Annotated in this window: 21 protein-coding genes; 8 read left to right on the top strand and 13 right to left on the bottom strand. The window is 70.0% G+C overall.

What is annotated here, in order from left to right; all coding sequences use genetic code 11:
- Positions 1–17 precede the first annotated feature (17 nt).
- Complete coding sequence (locus ACGFNH_RS11335; RefSeq protein WP_393652790.1) at positions 18–1,721, bottom strand: fumarate hydratase; 1,704 nt, start codon at positions 1,719–1,721, stop codon at positions 18–20.
- Positions 1,722–2,006: 285 nt separating this feature from the next.
- Here ACGFNH_RS11335 and ACGFNH_RS11330 point away from each other — a divergent pair, with 285 nt between their 5' ends.
- Entirely contained in the window at positions 2,007–2,732 is a 726-nt protein-coding gene (locus ACGFNH_RS11330; RefSeq protein ID WP_393652789.1) for a DUF1707 domain-containing protein, read from the top strand.
- Between the two features lie 149 nt (positions 2,733–2,881).
- Positions 2,882–3,256, top strand: a complete 375-nt coding sequence (locus ACGFNH_RS11325; protein WP_360851750.1) for a WhiB family transcriptional regulator — start codon at positions 2,882–2,884, stop codon at positions 3,254–3,256.
- 84 nt (positions 3,257–3,340) lie between these two features.
- On the opposite strand, the gene glpX is transcribed toward ACGFNH_RS11325, so the two are convergent.
- Entirely contained in the window at positions 3,341–4,372 is a 1,032-nt protein-coding gene (gene glpX, locus ACGFNH_RS11320; protein ID WP_393652788.1) for a class II fructose-bisphosphatase, read from the bottom strand.
- Positions 4,373–4,627: 255 nt separating this feature from the next.
- On the opposite strand from glpX, the gene ACGFNH_RS11315 reads away from it, so the two are divergent.
- Positions 4,628–5,155, top strand: a complete 528-nt coding sequence (locus ACGFNH_RS11315; protein ID WP_393652937.1) for a DUF4245 domain-containing protein — start codon at positions 4,628–4,630, stop codon at positions 5,153–5,155.
- Positions 5,156–5,368: 213 nt separating this feature from the next.
- Here ACGFNH_RS11315 and ACGFNH_RS11310 read toward each other — a convergent pair whose 3' ends face one another.
- From ACGFNH_RS11310 to ACGFNH_RS11295, 4 genes are all read right to left on the bottom strand, one after another.
- Positions 5,369–5,962, bottom strand: a complete 594-nt coding sequence (locus ACGFNH_RS11310) for a malonic semialdehyde reductase (protein WP_393652787.1) — start codon at positions 5,960–5,962, stop codon at positions 5,369–5,371.
- A gap of 262 nt (positions 5,963–6,224) precedes the next feature.
- Positions 6,225–6,533, bottom strand: a complete 309-nt coding sequence (locus ACGFNH_RS11305) for an exodeoxyribonuclease VII small subunit (RefSeq protein ID WP_393652786.1) — start codon at positions 6,531–6,533, stop codon at positions 6,225–6,227.
- 35 nt (positions 6,534–6,568) lie between these two features.
- Positions 6,569–7,777 carry an exodeoxyribonuclease VII large subunit gene (xseA, locus tag ACGFNH_RS11300; RefSeq protein WP_393652785.1) on the bottom strand — a complete coding sequence of 403 codons (1,209 nt, stop codon included), beginning with the start codon at positions 7,775–7,777 and terminating at the stop codon, positions 6,569–6,571.
- A 9-nt stretch (positions 7,778–7,786) separates the two neighbouring features.
- A complete protein-coding gene (locus ACGFNH_RS11295; RefSeq protein WP_393652784.1) occupies positions 7,787–9,211 on the bottom strand; it encodes an APC family permease in 1,425 nt (474 codons plus the stop codon).
- A 93-nt stretch (positions 9,212–9,304) separates the two neighbouring features.
- Between ACGFNH_RS11295 and ACGFNH_RS11290 the strand changes: the two genes are divergently transcribed.
- Both ACGFNH_RS11290 and ppgK read left to right on the top strand, forming a co-directional pair.
- Positions 9,305–10,387: a 4-hydroxy-3-methylbut-2-enyl diphosphate reductase gene (locus ACGFNH_RS11290; RefSeq protein WP_393652783.1), complete on the top strand. Its 1,083-nt coding sequence runs from the start codon at positions 9,305–9,307 to the stop codon at positions 10,385–10,387.
- Between the two features lie 132 nt (positions 10,388–10,519).
- Positions 10,520–11,287 (top strand): polyphosphate--glucose phosphotransferase, encoded by a 768-nt coding sequence (ppgK, locus tag ACGFNH_RS11285; RefSeq protein ID WP_393652782.1) that lies wholly within the window; start codon positions 10,520–10,522, stop codon positions 11,285–11,287.
- 203 nt (positions 11,288–11,490) lie between these two features.
- Here ppgK and ACGFNH_RS11280 read toward each other — a convergent pair whose 3' ends face one another.
- Complete coding sequence (locus tag ACGFNH_RS11280; RefSeq protein ID WP_393652781.1) at positions 11,491–12,063, bottom strand: DUF6542 domain-containing protein; 573 nt, start codon at positions 12,061–12,063, stop codon at positions 11,491–11,493.
- Between the two features lie 236 nt (positions 12,064–12,299).
- On the opposite strand from ACGFNH_RS11280, the gene ychF reads away from it, so the two are divergent.
- The 3 genes from ychF to ACGFNH_RS11265 all read left to right on the top strand — a co-directional run bounded on the left by ychF (position 12,300) and on the right by ACGFNH_RS11265 (position 14,647).
- Positions 12,300–13,388 carry a redox-regulated ATPase YchF gene (gene ychF, locus ACGFNH_RS11275; protein WP_393652780.1) on the top strand — a complete coding sequence of 363 codons (1,089 nt, stop codon included), beginning with the start codon at positions 12,300–12,302 and terminating at the stop codon, positions 13,386–13,388.
- 270 nt (positions 13,389–13,658) lie between these two features.
- Positions 13,659–14,183 carry an ArsR family transcriptional regulator gene (locus tag ACGFNH_RS11270; protein ID WP_393652779.1) on the top strand — a complete coding sequence of 175 codons (525 nt, stop codon included), beginning with the start codon at positions 13,659–13,661 and terminating at the stop codon, positions 14,181–14,183.
- Positions 14,180–14,647, top strand: a complete 468-nt coding sequence (locus ACGFNH_RS11265; RefSeq protein ID WP_393652778.1) for a hypothetical protein — start codon at positions 14,180–14,182, stop codon at positions 14,645–14,647. Before ACGFNH_RS11270 ends, ACGFNH_RS11265 begins: the two co-directional genes overlap by 4 nt.
- A gap of 343 nt (positions 14,648–14,990) precedes the next feature.
- Here the strand turns inward: ACGFNH_RS11265 and ACGFNH_RS11260 are convergent, their stop codons facing one another.
- The 6 genes from ACGFNH_RS11260 to ACGFNH_RS11235 form a co-directional block, all read right to left on the bottom strand.
- On the bottom strand, positions 14,991–15,854 hold the full coding sequence (locus tag ACGFNH_RS11260) for an immunity 49 family protein (RefSeq protein ID WP_393652777.1): 864 nt from the start codon (positions 15,852–15,854) through the stop codon (positions 14,991–14,993).
- Positions 15,855–15,867: 13 nt separating this feature from the next.
- Positions 15,868–18,771 carry a hypothetical protein gene (locus ACGFNH_RS11255; protein WP_393652776.1) on the bottom strand — a complete coding sequence of 968 codons (2,904 nt, stop codon included), beginning with the start codon at positions 18,769–18,771 and terminating at the stop codon, positions 15,868–15,870.
- The gene (locus tag ACGFNH_RS11250; RefSeq protein WP_393652775.1) at positions 18,768–19,124 is read right to left on the bottom strand and encodes a DUF6507 family protein; all 357 of its coding nucleotides are present in this window, start codon (positions 19,122–19,124) and stop codon (positions 18,768–18,770) included. Before ACGFNH_RS11250 ends, ACGFNH_RS11255 begins: the two co-directional genes overlap by 4 nt.
- A 93-nt stretch (positions 19,125–19,217) precedes the next feature.
- A complete protein-coding gene (locus ACGFNH_RS11245) occupies positions 19,218–19,529 on the bottom strand; it encodes a pore-forming ESAT-6 family protein (protein WP_393652774.1) in 312 nt (103 codons plus the stop codon).
- Between the two features lie 21 nt (positions 19,530–19,550).
- Positions 19,551–19,883: a hypothetical protein gene (locus tag ACGFNH_RS11240; RefSeq protein ID WP_393652773.1), complete on the bottom strand. Its 333-nt coding sequence runs from the start codon at positions 19,881–19,883 to the stop codon at positions 19,551–19,553.
- 156 nt (positions 19,884–20,039) lie between these two features.
- Positions 20,040–21,458 carry a DUF6177 family protein gene (locus ACGFNH_RS11235; RefSeq protein ID WP_393652772.1) on the bottom strand — a complete coding sequence of 473 codons (1,419 nt, stop codon included), beginning with the start codon at positions 21,456–21,458 and terminating at the stop codon, positions 20,040–20,042.
- Between the last annotated feature and the right edge of the window lie 9 nt (positions 21,459–21,467).

The following is a 21,467-nucleotide window of genomic DNA, read 5'->3' as shown; positions in this document are numbered from 1 at the left end:
GAGGAGCCGAGAGCTGCCTACCGGCCGGGGCCGCGGACCGGGATGCTCGTCACGAACGGCTGGGCGGGGGACGGGTCCTGGAAGAAGTCGTTGCCCTTGTCGTCCACGACGATGAAGGCCGGGAAGTCCTCGACCTCGATCCTCCAGACCGCCTCCATGCCCAGCTCCTCGTACTCCAGGACCTCGACCTTCTTGATGCAGTCCTGGGCCAGGCGTGCGGCCGGGCCGCCGATCGAGCCGAGGTAGAAGCCGCCGTGCGCCTTGCACGCGTCGGTGACCTGCTGGGAACGGTTGCCCTTGGCGAGCATGACCTTCGAGCCGCCGGCCGCCTGGAACTGCTCGACGTAGGCGTCCATGCGCCCGGCCGTCGTCGGGCCGAAGGAGCCGGAGGCGTAGCCCTCGGGGGTCTTGGCGGGGCCCGCGTAGTAGACGGGGTGGTTCTTCAGGTACTCGGGCATGCCCTCGCCCGCGTCCAGCCGCTCCTTGATCTTCGCGTGCGCGATGTCACGGGCGACGACGAGCGTGCCGGTCAGCGACAGCCGGGTCTTGACCGGGTGCCGGGTCAGCTCGGCGAGCACCTCGTCCATCGGGCGGTCGAGGTCGACGGCGACGGCATCCAGGTCGGGGCCCGCGCCCTCGGTGAGTTGCTCGTCGGTCGTCTCCGGCAGGTACTTCACCGGGTCCTTCTCGAGCTGCTCCAGGAAGACGCCCTCCGCGGTGATCTTCGCCACGGCCTGGCGGTCGGCGGAGCAGGAGACGGCGATGGCGACGGGACAGGAGGCGCCGTGCCGCGGCAGGCGCACGACCCGTACGTCGTGGCAGAAGTACTTGCCGCCGAACTGCGCGCCGATACCGATCTTCTGCGTCAGCTCGAAGACCTTCTCCTCCAGCTCCTTGTCGCGGAAGCCGTGACCGGTCGGGGAGCCCTCGGCGGGCAGTTCGTCGAGGTAGTGCGCGGAGGCGTACTTGGCGGTCTTCAGCGCGTACTCGGCGGAGGTGCCGCCGACGACGATCGCCAGGTGGTAGGGCGGGCAGGCGGCCGTGCCGAGCGAACGGATCTTCTCCTCCAGGAACTTCATCATGGAGGACTCGTTCAGGACGGCCTTCGTCTCCTGGTAGAGGAAGGACTTGTTGGCCGAGCCGCCGCCCTTGGCCATGAAGAGGAATTTGTACGCGCCGCCGTCGGTCGCGTACAGCTCGATCTGCGCCGGGAGGTTGGATCCGGTGTTCTTCTCCTCCCACATGTTCAGCGGGGCCATCTGCGAGTAGCGCAGATTCAGCTCCGTGTACGCGTCGTGGATGCCGCGCGAGAGGGCCTCCTCGTCGCCGCCCTGCGTCAGCACGTTCTGGCCGCGCTTGCCCATGACGATCGCGGTGCCGGTGTCCTGGCACATGGGCAGCACGCCCGCCGCCGCGATGTTCGCGTTCTTCAGCAGGTCCAGGGCGACGAACTTGTCGTTCGAGGACGCCTCGGGGTCGTCCAGGATGCGGCGGAGCTGGGAGAGGTGAGCCGGGCGCAGATAGTGCGAGATGTCCTTCATCGCCTCGGCCGCCAGCGCGCGCAGCGCCTCCGGCTCGACCTTGAGGAACGTGCGCCCGTCGGCCTCGAAGGTGCTCACGCCCTCCGAGGTCACCAGGCGGTACGGCGTGGTGTCCTCGCCCAGGGGCAGCAGATCCGTGTAGGCGAACTCTGGGCGGGTCGGGCGGGGGGCAGGGGGCATGATTGCCATTCCTCACTCGGCAGACGGCGGCTGGCTTCGATGACAGCGCTGACAAGCGTAGAACGAGCCGGGGCGGCCGAGTCTGTGAGGTAAGGCTCAGCGGGCTGAGGGCTGAGGGCTGAGGGCTGAGGGCTGAGGGCTGCGGGCACCGGGCGCCGGGCGCCGGGCGCCGGCACTGGCCGGCAGGCGTCGCGGGCGTCGCGGTCGGCGCTGCGGCGCACGGTCCGGCAGGTCGTGGGGGCCGGACCCTGGTCGCGATCTATCGCGTTTCGGTACGCTGGGCCGGTGAATCAGCCTGAGCAGCAGCCGGTGCCGTTGACCAAGCCCGCGACGGCCCCCGCGGCCAAGCCTGTCGCCGAGGGGGAGATCCGCGCGTCCGACGCGGACCGCGACCGGTTCGCGGACATCCTCCGCGAGGCCGTCGCCGAGGGGCGGCTGACCGCGGAGGAGCACTCCGACCGGATCGACGGGGTCTACCGCGCCAAGACGCTGGGCGAACTCGAGCCGCTGGTACGGGACTTGCCGACCGCAGACCCGCGTACGCACGCCCCCGGCCCCGCCCACCCGGTGCAGGACGGTCTTCCGGTGCCGACCGTCAACCTGGTCGCCGTCTTCAGCGCCTCGGTGCGCCGGGGGCGTTGGCGGGTCGGCGGCCGTACGAACGCCTTCTCCTGCTTCGGCAGCGTCGAGATCGACCTCACCGAGGCGGTCTTCGAGCAGCAGCAGGTCGTCATCAATGCGACGTCGGTCTTCGGGAGCGTGGAGATCCGGGTCCCGGAGAATGTCACGCTGCGCGGCTCGGGCACGGGCGTCTTCGGCAATGTGGAGGTCGACACCCAGGAGTCGGCGGAACCTGGCGCTCCCGTCGTCGTGGTCTCCGGTTGGGCGGTGTTCGGCAGCATCGAGGCGCGCCCCAAGAGGGGCAAACGCCTGCGTGATCTGCACGCCCGCCTCAGGGGTAACTCCCACGAACGGGTGGATGGTTCGCCGCGCAAACATCTCGGGCACTAGCAAAATGCAACGGTGTGCATAGGCGCGCGTACAGCGGGTAGGGACTGCCCCATCGTCTTCTTGTGCGGCATGGGGGTTGGGACACGGCCGTGCGTGGGGGAGACGGGCAAGGGTGACTCTTTCGCGAATGCCGTCGTCAGGAGTAGACCGTGCTGCAACCGCCGCATCAGCCCCTGCAGGCCGCCGTGCCGCCGCAGCGCATCCCCGCTCGGGATCAAGCGGGGCCCTGGCACTCGGAGGCGGTGTGCCGCCGCGACGAGGCCGGGCTCTTCTTCGCCCCCTCCAAGGAACCGACAGCCGCCCGGCTGTCGCGTGAAGAGGCCGCGAAGCGGGTCTGCGCCCGGTGCCCGGTGATGGTCGAGTGCCGGGAGCACGCACTGCTGCAGCCGGAACCGTACGGCGTGTGGGGCGGGTTGACCGCGGCCGAGCGCCGGGTCGTGCTGGCCCGTCGCCGGCGCAGGGAGGTGGAGCTGCAGAAGGCTGCGCGCTCCGCCGCCGTTCCGCACATCGCAGCGGCCGGGTGACACATACGCCGGGGACGCCCCTGCCGATGCAGGGGCGTCCCCGGCGTATGCCGGCGCTTCTGCGCCGGCCTGTCGCCGCTGCGGTCAGCGTGCCCGGTCGAAGTCGACGGAGCTGTAGGCGCGCAGCTTCGACAGCCGGTGCGTGGAGTCGATCTTCCGGATCGTGCCGGACTTCGAGCGCATCACCAGCGACTCCGTACTGGCGGTCTCCGCGCGGTACCGCACACCGCGCAGCAGCTCGCCGTCCGTGATGCCGGTGGCCACGAAGAACACGTTGTCGCCCTTGACCAGGTCGTCGGTGTGCAGCACCCGGTCGAGGTCGTGGCCGGCGTCCAGCGCCCGCGCCTTCTCCTCGTCGTCCTTCGGCCACAGCTTGCCCTGGATGGTGCCGCCGAGGCACTTGATGGCGCAGGCGGCGATGATGCCCTCCGGCGTCCCGCCGACGCCCATGAGCATGTCAATGCCGCCGCTCTCCCGCACGGCCATGATCGCGCCCGCGACGTCGCCGTCCGAGATGAACTTGATCCGGGCGCCTGTCTCGCGGATCTCCTTGATCAGGGACTCGTGGCGCGGCCGGTCCAGGATGACCACCGTCACATCCTCCGGCGCGCCGTGCTTCGCCTTGGCGACGCGGCGGATGTTGACCGACGGGGGAGCGGTGATGTCCACGTAGTCGGCGGCCTCGGGGCCCGTGACCAGCTTGTCCATGTAGAAGACCGCGGACGGGTCGAACATCGCGCCGCGGTCGGCGGCGGCGAGGACGGCGATCGCGCTGGGCATGCCCTTGGCGGTGAGCGTGGTCCCGTCGATCGGGTCCACGGCGATGTCGCACTCCGCACCGGTGCCGTCGCCGATCCGCTCCCCGTTGTAGAGCATCGGGGCTTCGTCCTTCTCGCCCTCGCCGATGACGACGACGCCGTTCATCGACACGGTGCTGACGAGGGTCCGCATGGCGTTCACGGCAGCGCCGTCGGCGCCGTTCTTGTCGCCGCGGCCCACCCAGCGCCCCGCGGCCATCGCGGCGGCTTCGGTGACCCTGACGAGCTCCAGGGCGAGGTTGCGGTCGGGAGCCTCCGGGCTCACCTCGAGCTGGGACGGCAGAGAATGATCGGTCATCGGAGCGCACCTTTCTGTACGACGACGGCCGGAATGAAGAGGGTGCCTGTGACTTTATCCGTTCATCGCGAATGTGAGCAGAGGGCCCCACGCATGAGCGGCCTCGGGGGGACGGCCGGAAGCGCGGCGGTGGGTCGGGTCACGGGTGCGGTCGGGGTGGTTCCGGATGGTTCGGGATGGTGAGGACCGAGTGCCCCGCGGGGGGTGCCGGAATCGTGCCTCCGGCGATGAGGGACCATGGGCCGCGTGGCAGGCATGCGCGGTACGCAGACGGTTCGGGACATGGTGCTCTCCATGGCGGTCATCGGGGCCGTCGTCGCGGGGATCTATCTCTTCATCCCGCACGACCCCTCGAAGGACCCGGTCAAGCCGATCAGCTACCGGGTCGAGCTGGACACGGCCCGCCGCGCCGCGCCCTATCCGGTGGCTGCCCCCGAGGGCCTGCCCAAGCCCTGGCGCGCGACCTCGGTCCGGTACGACGGCGGCAACCCGGACGGCGCCGCGTGGCACCTGGGCTTCCTGGACCCGGACGACCAGTACGTGGCCGTGGAGCAGAGCAACGGCCGGGCGTCGAAGTTCGTGACCAAGGTCAGCCACGGCGCCGAGAAGACGGGCCGGGAGCAACGGATCGGCGACACGAGCTGGGACCGGTACGAGGGGCAGAAGTACGACGCGCTGGTGCGGGAGGAGCGCGGGGTGACCACGGTCGTGACCGGCACCGCGTCGTACGGGCAGCTCGCGAAGATGGCGGCCGCGCTGCAGACGTCGCAGGGCGCGGGCTGACGCATCGGACAAGCCGGAGGGCTCTCGCGAGGCGAGAGCCCTCCGGTCTTGTCCGCGGGCGATGGCCCGACTTCCTGTGCGCCAGCCCCGACATCCTGTGGGGGCCCGGCCCGGCCCGGCGGCTCGGCTCGGCTTGACCCGGCACCGGACCGGCACCGGACGCGCCGGACAGTCGTGGCGGTCGTGACGGTCGTGGCGGTCGCGACGGCTCCGTCAGACGGTCGTGACGACCTCGTCGTACGCCAGGCGCGGGCTGCGCTGCTGCCAGGCGTCGTCGCCCGGCTTGCCGATGTTCACCACGGCCAGCACCGCGTGGTCGCCCTCGGGGAAGAACTCCTTGTTGATCCCCTCGGCGTCGAAGCCGCTCATCGGGCCCGCGGCCAGGCCGGCGGCGCGGACGCCGATGATGAAGTAGCCGACCTGCAGCGCGCCGTTGAACGAACCGGACTTCTCGCGAGCCGGGCGCTCACTGAAGAAGGCGTCCTTGGCCTGCGGAAACTTGGGGAAGAGCCGGGGCAGCTCCTCGTGGAACTCATGGTCCGCGGCCAGGATCGCGACGAGCGGCGCGGTGGAGGTCTTCGGCCGGTTGCCTTCCGCCATGTGCTGGACGAGGCGCTCGCGGGCCTCGGGGGAGCGGACCAGCACGATGCGCAGCGGGGACTGGTTGAACGCGGTCGGCGCGTACTTCACCAGGTCGTAGACCGCCTGGATCTGCTCATCGCTCACCGGCTCGTCGGTGAACGTGTTGGCGGTCCGGGCCTCACGGAAGAGGAGGTCCTGCGCGGTGGTGTCGAGGGCGAGGGTCATGGGGGCATCTCTCCAGGCTGGCGCGGTGTTCCTTGCTGAGCCGTGTAACCACGGGGGGTGGGTGAATATTCAACCAATGCGCGATCTGTGACCGGCTTCACAATCGAGGGCCGTCTTCACCATCGAGGGTCATCGGCGACGCAGGTTGCAGGCACCGGGGCGGACGCTGTACGGGACGTACTCGCCGGACGGGCATGATCGCCGTACACGCGACGAGCGCCGCGCTGAGGGGTGGCCGGTCGGCCGGTGGCGCCGAACCGGCTCAGCCGTTCCCCGGACCGGCCTCGTCGTCCCCGCCCGTCTCCCCGGCGCCGTCCCCGTCGCCCTCCCCGGACTCCGCGAGGGCCGCGTCGAGCCGCGCCCGCGCACCCTCCAGCCACCGGCGGCAGACCTTCGCCAGCTCCTCGCCGCGCTCCCAGAGCGCGAGGGACTCCTCCAGGGTCGTCCCTCCGGCCTCCAGCTTGCGCACGACCTCGATCAGCTCGTCCCGCGCCTGCTCGTAGCCGAGCGTCGAGTCGGGCGGCGCGGCCGGCCCACCCGCGCCGCCGGCCTTCTCGTCCGTAGTGGTCATGCGTCCAGCCTAGAGGCGGCCTGTGACAGGACCGGTCACGGCGTGACGCGGACCGTGAACTCTCCGTCGGCCACCCGCGCCCGCAGCTTCTCATCCGCCGTGACCTCGTCCGCGGCCCTCACCACCGTGCCGTCGGGCCGCTGCAGTACCGCGTACCCCCGCTCCAGCGTGGCGGCGGGGGAGAGCGACACCACCCGGGCGAGGGTGTGCGCCAGCTCCGAGTCGGCCCGGTCCAGCAGGTGCCCGAGCGTCCTGCGGCCGCGGTGCAGCATCGCCTCGACCTGCTCCTCCCGGTCCTCGACCATGCGCTGCGGCCGCTCCATGCACGGCCGGTGGCGGGCGGCCGCCAGGCCCCGCTCCTCGCGGTCGAGCAGCCCGGTGACGGTGCGCAGCGCCCGCTCGCGGAGCTGCCGGATGCGGATCAACTCCTCGCCGACGTCCGGCACGACCTTCTTCGCGGCATCGGTCGGGGTGGAGGCGCGCAGGTCGGCGACCAGATCGAGCAGCGGGGCGTCCGGCTCGTGCCCGATGGCGGAGACCACGGGCGTACGGCAGTCGGCAACCGCGCGTACGAGCTGCTCGTCCGAGAACGGCAGCAGGTCCTCCACGCTGCCGCCGCCGCGCGCCACGACGATCACGTCCACGTCCGGCCGTGCGTCCAGGTCCTTCACCGCCTGGACGACCTGGGGGACGGCGTGCACACCCTGCACCGCCACATTGCGGATCTCGAAGCGGACCGCGGGCCAGCGGTGGCGCGCGTTCTCCAGCACGTCCCGCTCCGCCGCCGAGGCCCGCCCGCAGACCAGCCCGATGAGCTGCGGCAGGAAGGGCAGCGACCGCTTCCGGTCGAGAGCGAACAGCCCTTCCGCCGCCAGCGCCTTCTTGAGCTGCTCCAGCCGGGCCAGCAGCTCGCCGACGCCGACCGGCCTGATCTCGGTGGCGCGGAGCGAGAGCTGGCCACGGGGCGCGTACCACTCCGGCTTGGCGTGCACGACGACCCGCGCGCCCTCGGAGATGATGTCCGCGACCCGGTCGAAGACCAGGCGATAGCAGGTCACCGAGAGCGAGATGTCGTGCGAGGGGTCGCGCAGGGTCAGGAACACCACACCCGCGCCCGGCCTCCGCGAGAGCTGCGTGATCTGACCCTCGACCCATACCGAGCCGAGCCGGTCGATCCATCCGCCGATCAGCCGTGACACCTGGCCCACGGGGATGGGCGCGTCCGGCGAGGTGTTGAGACCCATACCGGCAGGCTAGCCGCCCCCGCCGACACCGCGGCGCGCCCGCTGGAACCCGTACCCGAGCAGCCCCGCCGCCAGCCAGGCCGCGCCCGCCGCCAGCGCCAACCCGGACGCCTCCACGATCACCGCGGTCGTCACCGTCATGCCCAGCAACGGGACGACCAGGTGCCGGAGCACGCCGAACCCGGGGCCCCGGTGCCGTACGGCGAACCAGCCGATCACCGAGGCGTGCAGCAGCGTGAAGGCGCACAGGGCGCCCACGTTCACCACCGACACCAGGTGGTCGAGCCCGTCGTCCTCCCGGGCCGCCCACACGGCCGCGCCCAGCGTCACCACCGCGGAGAGCAGAAGCGCCCGCCGCGGTACGCCCGTCCGGCCCTCCACCGCCGACAGCCCGGCCGGCAGCCGCCGTTCACGGGCCATCGCGAACAGCAGCCGCCCGGCGGCCGCCTGCCCGGCCAGCGCCGCGAAGGCCGCGCCGATCGCCTTGCCGACCGCGATCAGATCGTGCAGCCAGTCGCCGACGCCGGCGTCCACCGCCGCGTAGAAGGCAGGCCCCTGGAGGGCCGGGTCCGCGGCCAGTTCGGCCGAGGACACCGGCGTCAGCAGAGCAGCCAGATAGGTCTGCAGCACGAACAGCGCGCCCGCCAGCGCAAGACAGAACAGCACGGCGCGCCCCACCCGCTCCGCACCACCGGCCGCCACCCCGGGCGCCCCCTTCCCCCGCGCCCCGTCTCCCCGTACCTCCTCCGCGAAGGAGGCGATCGCGTCGAAGCCCAGATACGACAGCACCGCCACCGACACCGCCCCCACCACCGCGCCCGCGGAGAAGCCCAGCGTTCCGTCGCCCGTCAGCGGCGACAGCCAGCCGCGCTGCGCCCCGCCCCCGGCAAGCACCACCAGCGCCGAGACGACGAAGACGCACAGCACCGCGATCTCCAGGGCCAGCACCGCGAGACCGGCGCGCGCAGCGACCCATACGCCCGACAGATTCAGCGCCGTTGTGAGGACGACCGCGATCGCCGTCCACACCCACTGGTCCACCTCCGGAACCAACGCCTCCATCGCGATGCCGGAGAAGAGATAGGCGACCGCGGGGATCAGGAGGTAATCGAGCAGCACCATCCACCCGGCCACGAAGCCCGGCAGCTCGCCGAGGGCCGCCCGGGCGTACGCGAACACCGAGCCCGCCCGCGGGACCACCCGGACCATCAGGGCGTAGCTGAATGCGGTGAACGCCATCGCGACCGTCGCCACCACGTAGACCAGCGCGACCGCACCGTGGCTCCTGGCGTCGAGCGTGCCGAAGATGCCGACCGGCGCCATGGGCGCGATGAACAGCAGCCCGTAGACGACGAGGTCGCGGACCCCCAGTGTCCGCCGCAGCCCCCCGCCCCCCTGCCGGTCCGGGCCGCTGCCGCTCTGCCCGCCGGCCATCGTTCCTCCTCGTCGGCCACCGGTGGCGACCCGGTCCCAGTCTGGGCACGAGCCGAACGAATTGCTCGGCGGCACGGCCTTACGATGGTGCGCATGACTGCTACGCCCAGCCCGTCGCCCGCCAGTGCCCCCAGCGGAGACGTCTCGCACCGCGATGACCGGCGCCGCGTCCTGCTCGCAGCCCCCCGGGGCTATTGCGCGGGCGTGGACCGTGCCGTGATCGCGGTCGAGAAGGCCCTGGAGCAGTACGGCGCACCCGTCTATGTGCGCCACGAGATCGTCCACAACAAGTACGTCGTCAAGACCCTCGAGAAGAAGGGCGCCATCTTCGTCGACGAGACGGAGGAGGTCCCCGAGGGCAACATCGTGATCTTCTCGGCCCACGGCGTCGCGCCGGTGGTCCACGAGGAGGCCCAGCGCGGCAAGCTCGCCAGCATCGACGCCACCTGCCCGCTCGTCACCAAGGTCCACAAGGAAGCCGTCCGCTTCGCCGGTGACGACTACGACATCCTCCTCATCGGCCACGAGGGCCACGAGGAGGTCATCGGCACCAGCGGCGAGGCCCCGGACCACATCCAGCTCGTCGACGGCCCGGAGGACGTGAAGAACGTCGAGGTCCGCGACCCGGACAAGGTGGTCTGGCTCTCCCAGACCACGCTCTCGGTCGACGAGACCATGGAGACGGTCGACGCCCTCAAGGGCCGCTTCCCCAACCTCCTCTCCCCGCCCAGCGACGACATCTGCTACGCCACCCAGAACCGGCAGGTCGCCGTCAAGCAGATGGGCGCCGAGGCCGACCTCGTCATCGTCGTCGGCTCCAAGAACTCCTCGAACTCCGTCCGCCTGGTCGAGGTCGCGCTCGGTGCGGGCGCCAAGGACGCGCACCTGGTCGACTTCGCCGACGAGATCGACGCGTCCTGGCTGGAGGGCGTGAGGACCGTAGGCGTCACCTCCGGCGCCTCCGTCCCCGAGATCCTGGTCGAGGGTGTGCTGGAGTGGCTCGCCCTGCGCGGCTACGAGGACGTGGAGACGGTGACGGCCGCCGAGGAGTCCATCGCGTTCTCCCTGCCGAAGGAGCTGCGGCGGGACCTGCGGTCCGAGGCGGCGGCGCTGACGGCCCGGGCCGGTGACGCGCAGTCCTCGCCGGGCTCGTCGCCCTCGCCCTCGTCCTCCTAGGCTTCGGCCGAGCCCGGCCACACCTCAGCGCAAGGGTCGCTCCGTCTGGTCCCCGGGGGTTCCCCGGCCTCATCCCGGGGTTCCTCCGCGTCCGGCACGTGCGCCTGCGCTCCTCGCCGTAGCGTTGAGCACATGAATGTTTTCGGCGTGGACATCGGAGGGTCGGGCATCAAGGGCGCCCCGGTCGAGCTGGACCGGGGCCGCCTCACCGAGGAACGGCACAAGGTGCTCACCCCGCATCCGGCGACCCCGGAAGCCGTGGCCGGATGCGTCAAGGAGGTCGTGGACCACTTCGGCTGGTCGGGCCCGGTCGGCGTGACCTTTCCCGGCGTGGTCACCGGCGGCACGACCCGTACGGCCGCGAATGTCGACAAGGGCTGGGTGGACCGGGACGCGGAAGGCATGCTCGCCGACCTGCTCGGGCTCCCCGTCACCGTGCTGAACGACGCGGACGCCGCCGGGGTCGCCGAGATGGCGTTCGGGGCGGGCCGCGGCCGCAACGGAACGGTGATCCTGCTGACCCTCGGTACGGGCATCGGCAGCGCGGTCTTCACCGGCGGCCGGCTGGTGCCGAACACCGAACTCGGCCATCTGGAACTGGGCGGGCACGAAGCGGAGAAGCGCGCGTCCACCAAGGCCAAGGAGGACGAGGACCTCGGCTGGCACCACTGGGCGCACAGGGTCGAGAAGTACCTGGCGCATGTGGAGATGCTCTTCTCGCCGGAGCTGTTCATCCTCGGCGGCGGGGTGAGCCGCAAGGCGGAGAAGTTCCTGCCGCACATCAACGGCATCAGGGCCGCGATCGAACCGGCGCAGCTCCAGAACAACGCGGGGATCGTGGGCGCAGCGATGGCGGCGGCGGAACGGGGCGATGCGGCGCCGGCGGCGCGGGTGGCGTAGGGGACGGCGGGGAGCCGGACCGGGACCGGTACTGGTACGGGCTTGGTGCCTTGCCCAGGCCGAGTGCTCGTTCGGTGCCGGTGCCGGTGCCGGTGCCAGTGAAGGCCCGATGCAGGTGCAGGCCGGGCGCCGTGCTCAGGCGCGGCGCCCGCTCAGCTCGGTGCCTCACTCAGTCCCGGTGTCCGTGCAGATCCGGCGCCCGCTCAGGCGCGCTGGGCGCGCTCGGTGGACTGGGCGCCCGCGGGGGTGCTCTGCGCCTGCTGGGCCGCTCTGTCCCCCATGCGCAGCACCTTGCGCGCGCCGACGGTCAGGCAGGCCGCCAGCGTTCCGCCGTACAGCCACCCCGCATGCAGGGCGAGCTGCGTGAACACCGCCATCACATGGCCGCCGAGGCCGCCCTCGCCCCCACTGATCGGCGGCAGCCCTGCGGTGAAGGCGATCGGCGCGCTGACCGGCGCCCCGATGAGGTCGGCGGGGCGCACCCAGAGGCCGGCGGCCACGCCGAGGAGGACGAAGACCAGGCCGTAGACGAAGGGCGATCCGTCGAGGAGCCACTCGTCCAGGGCACCCGTGGTGAACATGATGAACATGGAGAGCAGGCCGCACCCCAGCCCCGTGAAGCGGGGGCCGGGCACGCGCTCGAGCCGTCGCAGCCGCCGCAGCGCGGCCAGTACGGGAGGCGCGGACCGCGGGGGCGCGGCGCGGTAGACGGTCGCCGACTCCTGCTCGGGCAGGCGGGGTTCGCCCTGGGGCTTACGGGTCCTGTGATGATCCACGGGAACAACGTAGGTCGCGGCGCAGGTGGAATCAGCATATGGACACGCCGTTGGCCGGGCCTTGATCCTGCGTTCGACCGCGGCCCGTCCGCCCCGGCCGCGGCGCCGCTCGCCCGCCCGGAGCGGCCTGTCCCCACCGCGTACGAGAGACCCTCGGCGACGCCCGTAGACTGGATGACCGTGCCCGCACGCCGGGCCGGGTCCCTTCACACATTCTCGCTACGGGAAGTCGCCACGTGTCGCTCACGATCGGAATCGTCGGTCTGCCGAATGTCGGCAAGTCGACCCTGTTCAACGCCCTGACCAAGAACGACGTGCTGGCGGCCAACTACCCGTTCGCCACCATCGAGCCCCACGTCGGCGTCGTCGGCCTCCCCGACCCGCGTCTGGACAAACTGGCCGAGATCTTCTCCTCCGAGCGCAAGCTTCCGGCCACCGTCGACTTCGTCGACATCGCGGGCATCGTGCGCGGCGCCTCGGAGGGCGAGGGCCTGGGCAACAAGTTCCTGGCGAACATCCGCGAGTCCGACGCGATCTGCCAGGTCATCCGCGCGTTCGAGGACGAGAACGTCGTCCACGTCGACGGCAAGGTCTCGCCCAAGAGCGACATCGAGACGATCAACACCGAGCTGATCCTCGCCGACCTCCAGACCGTCGAGAAGATCCTGCCGCGGCTGACGAAGGACGCCCGCCTCCAGAAGGACAAGGCCGCCGTCCTCGGCGCCGTGGAATCGGCGAAGGCGATCCTCGAAGAGGGCCGCACGCTCTTCTCCGCGGGCATCACCAAGGAGACCGAGCAGGGACAGCTGCTCCGCGAACTCTTCCTGCTCACCACCAAGCCGTTCCTCTACGTCTTCAACGTCGACGAGGACGAGCTCACGGACGAGGCCTTCAAGGCGGAGCAGCGCGCGCTGGTCGCCCCGGCCGAGGCGATCTTCCTCAACGCCAAGATCGAGTCCGAGCTGATCGAGCTCGACGACGAGGAGTCGCTGGAGCTCCTCCAGGCCATGGGCCAGGAGGAGCCGGGCCTCGCCACCCTGGCGCGCGTCGGCTTCGAGACCCTCGGCCTCCAGACGTACCTCACGGCGGGCCCGAAGGAGGCCCGAGCCTGGACGATCAAGAAGGGCGCCACGGCCCCGGAGGCGGCCGGTGTGATCCACACCGACTTCCAGAAGGGTTTCATCAAGGCCGAGATCGTCTCGTACGAGGACCTGGTCGAGACTGGCTCCATCCCGGAGGCCCGCGCCAAGGGCAAGGCCCGGATGGAGGGCAAGGAATACGTGATGCAGGACGGGGACGTGGTGGAGTTCCGCTTCAACGTGTGACCCTGCGTGCATGCCGAGCGTCAGGTAGGCCCGTGACGCGTGCGCGCAGAAGGGGTCAGGCTCTTGCGGGCCTGACCCCTTCGCCGTTCCCAGGGAGATGTGGCGCCGGCCCCGGCTGCGCCTCGCGGGAGGCGCCTATGTGGCCGTAGTGATGGTCCTGCTGCTGATTGTTACTTTCATTGGGCGCTTGATAACCTGCGTCCAATGAAAGTATCGCCGAGTCTGCTTCCTATTCTCCGATCCCGTATGCAAGGAGAGCTCCTCGCACTCGTGCTCTTGCATCCGGAGCGCGAATACAGCATCACTGAGCTGGCCACTGACGTCGGAGTGACGCCCACAGCTGTCTTGCGCGAGGTCGACCGGTTGACCGGCGGTGGCATCCTGACCGATCGGCGAGTCGGACGCAGTCGCCTCGTCAAGGCGCGTACGGATACGCCGCTGTACCGTCCCTTGAGCGATCTCATGTCCGTCTCGTTCGGCCCCCTGTCAGTGCTCACCGACGCACTGTTGGGCCTCGAAGGTGTGAAGCAGGCCTACATCTACGGCTCTTGGGCTGCCCGGTACAACGGCGAGGCAGGGCCGCCGCCGGCTGATGTCGATGTCCTCGTGGTGGGTGAGCCCGATGCCGACGCGCTCTTCGACCTTGCCGAGGAGGCGTCTCGCCGACTGCGTCGTGAGGTCAACGTCCATCGGGTCTCCGTGGAGGCGTGGGAGACCGGCAGGGATGATCCGTTCCTCACCAGCGTTCGCGAACGTCCGCTGGTGCGGTTGAACCTTGACCTGGAGTCGGAATGACGCGTTGGAATCAAGGGCGGTCGACGGTCGACGCACTCATCGGCAGTGGCCATCTCGAACGGGTACCCGCCTCCCGGCAGGCCGCGGAAGCGGAACTCGTCCGGGCGCGTACACATGTCGGCTCTGCGGGGCAGTTGTTGGCGACGGACCCGGAGGGCGCGTACACGCTGGCCTATGACGCCGCGCGCAGAGCGCTGGCCGCGGTACTGCAGAACCAGGGACTACGCGGCACCAGCCGCGGCGGCCACACCGTCATCTACGAGGCCCTGCGAGCACAGCTCGATCCGCCGCTCGGGTCTGTACTGCGGCCTTTCAACCGCATGCGAGCCCGGCGCAACGAAGTCGAGTACCGGTCGTCGGAGGCCCCTACCGTGACGCCGGAGGAGGTTGCGGCCGACTTGAAGAAGGTGGAGGCGCTCATCGAGCTCGCGGAGAAGGCGATCCCGAACATGCCACGCTATTGAGGCCTCGATCGTCTTCTCGGCATCCAGACCTTTGAGAACGTCACGGGGGCGATTCTCCGGTGCCTGCGAGTGCTGGACAATCAGGACCGCGTAGGTCAGCGCGCGAGGGCGATCGGTCGAGTTGAGGATGCCCATGGCGAGACGGATCGCGAGAGGTCCGTTCACGGTCGCTACGGACGAGGCCAGGTCGATGGGCTGGGTAGCCAGATCGAAGGCCGGGCGGGCTTCATGGGCCAGTTCCTGGTCACAGCGGAGTCGTCGATGTGCCGCTTCAACAGGTGACGCGGGAGCATCCTGGTTACGGGCGCAGCCTGCGCGCCCGCACCGACGGCTCGATGGCGGTTCAGGTGCCGATCTCGTCGACCCAGGCGTACTCCAGGAGCGCCTTGGGCAGGTACTCGGACTCGATCTCGATGGGGAAGCCCTGATCGCGAGCGAGGCAGGCGATGGCAAGGGGGCCGAGGGCGACGAGGCCGTCGCTGCTCATGGCGCGGTCCTCGGTCGCGCTCCAGTAGTCCTTGTGCCAGCGCAGCGCGTCGCTGAGCGCGATGTTGAACTGTTCGTGGTCCTGTCGCAGGTAGCGGTAGAACAGGATGATCGGCGGATAAAGGATCTTCGACATCAACTCCGCGTCGGACTGTCGGGCCGCCTCAGGGGCGGTGCCGTCGACGGCGGCGACGAGTTTGTCGCCGATGTCCTGGCGGCCGAGCCAGAAGCTCTGCAGGGTCTCCACCCAGGAGTAGATGTATTCGTCGAAGACCGCGCCGGAATCGCGCAGCAGTGAGACGGGCACGTCGGCGAGTTGCTTCAGGCGCTCGTTCTCGCGGCAGATCATCGCCAGGTAGAAGGCGGTGATCCAGGTGCCCGCGTTCACATGGGGCTGCGCGCCGGTGGCAGGAATGATCTTCTCCTGCTCTCTGATCCGGCATGTCACGCTGGTTCCTTCGGCTGCGGTGGCCGCCGCGAAGAGCGCGGACCCGGTCTGCATGGCCATGATCCACGCTTCCCAGGTTTCGAACTGCACCGCCTCGGTATCCGTCGCGCAGCGTGATGTGGCAAGGGCGAGCATGGTGTCCAGCGCCTGGGTGCGGGCGACCTCCGAGCCCTCGATGCGCTTGAGCACCCAGTCCGCGGTCTTGTCGAGAGACGCCAATCCGTCGGATGCGACGTCCGTGGGGTAGCCATGGCGGGCGACGCTCGTGACCACTGGCTCTCTCCTTCTAGCCGATCTTGAAGTGTTCCAGGCTAGCCCCAGCGTAGGTGCCCGTGTTGTCGTTGGCCTTGACCAGGACGTACTTCAGCTTGCCACTGTCGAGAGCGTCAAGCAGGTCGCGCGCCAAATCGCCGTTCATGATTGTGTTTCCTACGGCATCGGTCGTCTTGAGACCGGAGCGCAGCTGCATCTCGGCGATGATCGCGTGAACGTAATGCTTGGTGCCCTGCTGGACCATGAAGCCCTTGGCAGAGCCGGCTCCCTGGCGCCAGATGAGGTTCCCGGAGGGAGCCTTGGCCTCGACGACGAGGTAGCTCCCGTCATCCAGCTTGTACAACTGGTCGAACATATTGGCGCCGTTCGGCGTCTTGGGGAGCGGGATCGGTTGGGCATCTGGGAACTTCTCGGGGATGACGTGGAACTTCGCGGCGTCTTCACCGAGCTGCTCGGATATAGAGCTGTTGTTGGGTGTGTCGCCGAGCTGCGCGTGGTACGCATCCTGCGCGTCCTTGAGGGTGTCCCCCATCTCATGGGATGAGTCGTTCTTGAAGGCCCGCTCGGCGCTCTCCAGGTCCAGGGCCACCCTGCGGTTCATCGCCACGTCATCCAGGTGACTGAGGTGCTGGGTGGGGACTGAGTCCCGTCCCAGGGGAGTCGCCGGAGCCAGCCTGGTTTCGCCCGGCCTAGAGGGCATGGAGTCCCGGGCGATCCAGTTCCCGTCCGAGTCCTTCGCAAGTATGGGAAGGGGATTCTGATTCTCGTCAACGGCCTTGATGCTCCAACGGTGACCGTCGGGGCGATAGTGCTTCTCGAACCAGGTGGGGTCTTCGTTGGCCTTGAGGATCTGCTCCTCGACCACCCGCTCCTGCTCTGCGGCCGTCCGTTCCCGCTGCCCGTTTTCGGCGGTACCGCTGCCCTCGTCCGCCTGGTTCGCGGGCGTGCCTGCCTCGTCGCCGATCCGGCCCGCGTCGCCCACAGCATCGTCGCCGAACCGACCAGCGTCGCCAAAGGCGTCATCGCCGAAGCGGCCGGCGAGGTCGTCCAGGTTGCTGGGGAGGAGGGGACCGCCGGGCCCGCCCGGGCGCAGGCCAGTGTCCGCGGCGCCGCTGGGCACGGCATTGTCCAGGCCGTTGGACGGCGCGTGGGCCCTGCCGCCCGGAACGGCGTTGTCCAGGTTCTTGGTTGGCAGGTCGGTAACACCGCCGCCGGGGGTGTGATTGGCGAACCCACCCAGCGCGTCGTCGAAACGGCCTGCGGAGTCGCCGACGTTGTCGCCCATGTGGGCCGCGTTGTCGGACACATGGGCGCCCACCAAGGCCGGCTCCCGTACCGGTGTCTCCACGCGCGGCATCTCCGCCGGCGGCCTGGCGTTCGCGTCATCGGCGCCCCTCGGTGCCCCGTCCGCGTGCTGGATGAGGTTGCCCTGGTCGTCGAGGATGTTGCCCTGGTTGTCCAGGTACTGGGCCGGGGCGCCCGCCTCCGTGGGCAGTTTGACCGCGCCCTCCGGGACCACCGTCGCGCCCTCCGGCAGCTTGACCGTGCCCTCGGGCAGCTTCACCGCGCCCTCCGGGATCGGGGTGCCCTCCGGGAGTTTGACCGCGCCGTTGCCCAGGTCGGTCGCGCCCGCCGGGATGGGTGTGCCCTCGGGGAGCTTGATCGCGCCGCCCTCGGGGATCCTGACCGCACCCTCGGGAAGGGTGGCTCCCTCGGGCAACTTGACGGTGCCCTCAGGGAGTTTGACCGCACCCTCGGGCAGCGAGATGGCGCCTTCGGGCAGCGTCGGCACCTCGATGTTGCCGACGCCCTTCAGGCCGGCCATCACATCGCCGATCTTGGACAGGCCCGCGCCCGCGCCCTTGGTGATGTACGTCATCGGGTCGATGAACCGGCCGGCCTTCCCCGCCGTGGACAGCACCTTGGCGACCGCGCCGGCCTTGCCCGCGCCGGATACGCCGGCGCCCGCTCCGCCCGTGACGACGGTGGTGACCACGTTGAAGGTGACCGCGCCCGCGGCCCGTCCGGGGTTCTTGCCCCACTGGTCCCAGGCGACCAGGGCTTTGCCGGTCTCCTTCATCGCGGTGCGCGAGTCACGGATCCAGGAGGGGAGTTTGTCGTCCGGCAGCGTCAGGAACGCGGTGCCCACGCCGGGGATGGCCGTCAGCGCGAGGCCGGTGGCGAGTTTGGCCAGGCCGGTCCAGGACTGTTTGAAGGCTTCCCAGCCGCCGAAGCCGACCAGGGTGCCCAGGCCCTTGAGGGTGCCCCAGACGCCGTCGACGATCACGCCGTCCCAGACGAAGGACTTGACCCAGTGGCCGACTTCGTACCAGTGGTGCTTCTCGTCGACCGGGTCGCCCCACGGCAGTTTGGCGTTCTTCATGTCCTCCGCGTCGAACCCGTACTGGTTCTTGCGGTCGGATCCGTCCCCGGCGACCATCTGGGTGCCGTTGACCAGTGCTGTGATCTTGTTGTGGCAGCTTCGCTCTGCGGCCCAGAACGCAGCGACCGCGGCGGTGATGTCGTCGCGGAGCTGGTTGTGCTCCTCGACCTTGTCGCCGTCGTACTGCCACTCGTCGTCCTCCTTCGTCATCTCGACGAAGTTGGTGGCGTCGTTCTTCAGCTGCTCGAGCTTCGCCTTGATCGGCCGGACTTCGGTGGCGTATTCCGTGAGCGCGGACGAAACCTTCTCCAGGTCGTCGGCGAAGGCGTCCGCCTTGTCGGCCACCGGCTTGGTGGTCGCGAACAACTGCTCGGCCTCGGGCGCCTTGTAGTACGCCGAGAGCCCCTGGAACTTGGAGTGAATGTCCGAGCCGGTTTTGCGGATCTTTCCGGCGTCGCCCTTCAGGCCGCCCGCGTCGCTCTCCAACTCCTCGAGTTTGCCGGTGAACTGGGGGATCGCACCCGGGCTGATCATTTCTGCCCTCCGCCCTTGGGCATGTCGATCTTCGGCTCGGCCAGCGCCTTGCGCTGCGCCTCGGCGGCCATCTCCATGTCACCGTCCAGATAGGCGGTGGTGGCTTCCACCGCGCCCGCGAGGGACTTGCCGGCGCGTGCGGCGATGAACTTCAGATCGCCGGTGGTGGCCTTGGCGAACTCGGCGAGAGCGAGCGCCACCAGGCCCTTGCCGCCGTTCTCTCCGCCGCCACCCCCGCCCTCGCCTTCGCCGCTGATGGTTCCGGCGTGGGTCGCGGCCGATTCCAGGTGCGTGCTGTACGCCTTCAGCTGGCCCTCGAAGTGCCCGGCGACCTCACCGGTCGTCTTCAACACACCCTGAATGCCCTGGGGTTGAAGATCCCACCCGCCCATGCGTTCCCCCTGTGATCCGATCGCCTCGCCGGTCCTTGTCCGCGTGCCGGTGTGTCAGCCGATGCCGTCGACGGCGGACTTGGCCCGGGAAAGGGTGTGCTGGGCGGTGCCGTCGTTCTTCTCCAGCGTGGTCTTCAGGAGCTGGATGATGCTGCGCACCTCCTGGGAGGCGCGGTTCCAGCGCAGCTCCTTGTCGTGGTACGCGTCGGAGACGCCGTCGGCCTGGAAGTCGGTCATTGCCGCTTTGACCTGGCGGTCGCGATCCGTGATCACCTGTTCCAGGCGGGCGATCACGGCCTGGATGTTGCCCTGCGCGTCCGAGGAGGCGCCGATGTCGTAGGAGCGGCGGTCAGCGTTGCCGGCCATGTGTCCTCATCCCCCTGGTATTCAGCGGCCGCCGAAGCGGGCGGCGTCGAAGTTGGCGGCGGCCATGTTCGAGCGTGCGTTGTCCGCCGACTCCTGGTCGCCCGTGCCGAACGACGTCTCCATCCCGGACTGGCCTCCCAGGATCGCGCCCAGGGAGCCGTTCAGCGCCGCCGTGATCTCATCGCTGTTCATCTTGAACTGGTCGAAGGCGGCCTTGCCCGAGCCGTTGAACTTCCCCTCGAGCGGCTGCGCCGCCTGGATCAGCTGGCGGATCAGTGAGCCGAGATCGTCACTCGACCCCCGCGACTGCGACATCAGGTTCGACAGAACCTGCGATCCCATGTCGAACTTCATCTCAACTCCCCCGGCGAGAACGGTCGATGGTGTGCCCCCCATGCTCTCCGTTTTCCCGTCGCTGTCGCAATCCGCTTCTCGAGCCGTGACCAACTCATAACAAAGTCAAAGGAGTTGAAGGTTCACAGGTTCCGGGGCAGGTCCGGCAGCGACTGGTCACGCGCCCTTGAGATGCCGCATCAGGCGCTCGAAGTCCTGCCAGCCCGACAGATCCGACGGGTCGCCCGGCAGCGGGTAGTACAGCGCGGGACGGGTCTTCGGGCCGAGCTGGACCGGTGCCTCGGAAAGCGGGGTGCGCCGGGCGCGGTCGCCGGGCATCTCGCGGACCTCCTCCGCGCCGAGCACGAACGCCAGCGGGACGCCCGGCCCTTCGAAGCGGGGCGGTACCGCCAGGTCGCGGCGTGCCTTGCGCAGTTGTACGAGCATCGACTGCAGGTGGTGGCGTGTCGCGAGCACCTCGGCGGCCCGGGTGAGGGCGTCCAGCGGCGGTTCCTCGTCCGCTCCGTAGCCGAACGCCAGCGTCACGTCCTCCTCCACGCCCGCCGTCGTACGGCTGATGCGGACCGTGGCCAGGCCGGGCCTGGCCGGGTTGCCGACCACCACCGTCCAGGTCGGCTCGGGCGACCGCTCATGGGCGACGTCGGTCAGTGCACGGAGCGACCAGGGGAGGTTGGCCGGCTCCGCGGTTCCCCACCCGGCCGGGGGGCCGCCGGTGAGTTCGCGCCACACCGTCTCCAGGGCACCGCCGAGCACCAGCCGGTCATCGGCGGGGTGCACCGTGCGGAAGGAGAGGGCGAGTTGGCGTTCGCCGGTGTCCGCGACCTCCTGATACGAGGCGGCCACCGGGGTGCGCGGGTCGTCCTCGGTCGCGTCGGCCCCCGCCACCGGCGCGAACATGCCTTCCTGCCAGCGCAGTACGGCGCCGGACAGGCCGTCGTAGTAGCCGTCCCTCTCGTCCTGCACGACCCAGCGCGACGGCCAGCCGCCCAGGCTGCTGCGTACGGCCGGAGAGAGCCTGCTGCCCGCCGGGCTGACGACCTGGAGGCCGATACCTGCCTCGGCGGCGGCCCGGAACGCATCGGAGAGCCAGGCCGTCATGGCGACCACCGGGCGGTCCTGGATGACGACGGCGGTCCTGTCGGTGAGGACGTCGACGGCGGGCTGAGCCGCGGCGGGCGCGGGCGCGATGCTCACCCCGTCGGTCTTCACCACGGCGAGGGAGCGCGCGGCCTCCGGCGGCCAGGCGGAGCCGCCGGCGAGGGAGGTCAGCCTGGCGGCGAAGGTGCCGGCCAGCCGCTCGGCCTCCTCGACGCCGGTGGTGGCGCGGGCCTCGGTCCACCAGAACGGGACCTGCGGTGCGCCGGGCCCGAGCAGCCGCTCGGCCTCGCCCTCGACCTGGACCAACAGGGGTGCCTCGACGGAGACAAGGGGCCGGCCCTCCTGGTCGCAGAGTTGTACGACGGCGCCTTCACCGGTCGCGCCCACCAGCTTGTCGGGACCTCCGGAGAGCAGGCCCGCGAGCACGTTCCACGGGTCGGGCATGCGGGGGGTGAGGGCTATGACGTCCTTGGTCATGGGTCGTCC

It is taken from the genome of Streptomyces sp. NPDC048639 (genome assembly GCF_043199075.1).
Lineage (GTDB): Bacteria > Actinomycetota > Actinomycetes > Streptomycetales > Streptomycetaceae > Streptomyces.
This window is presented reverse-complemented; position numbering and strand designations above follow the sequence as displayed.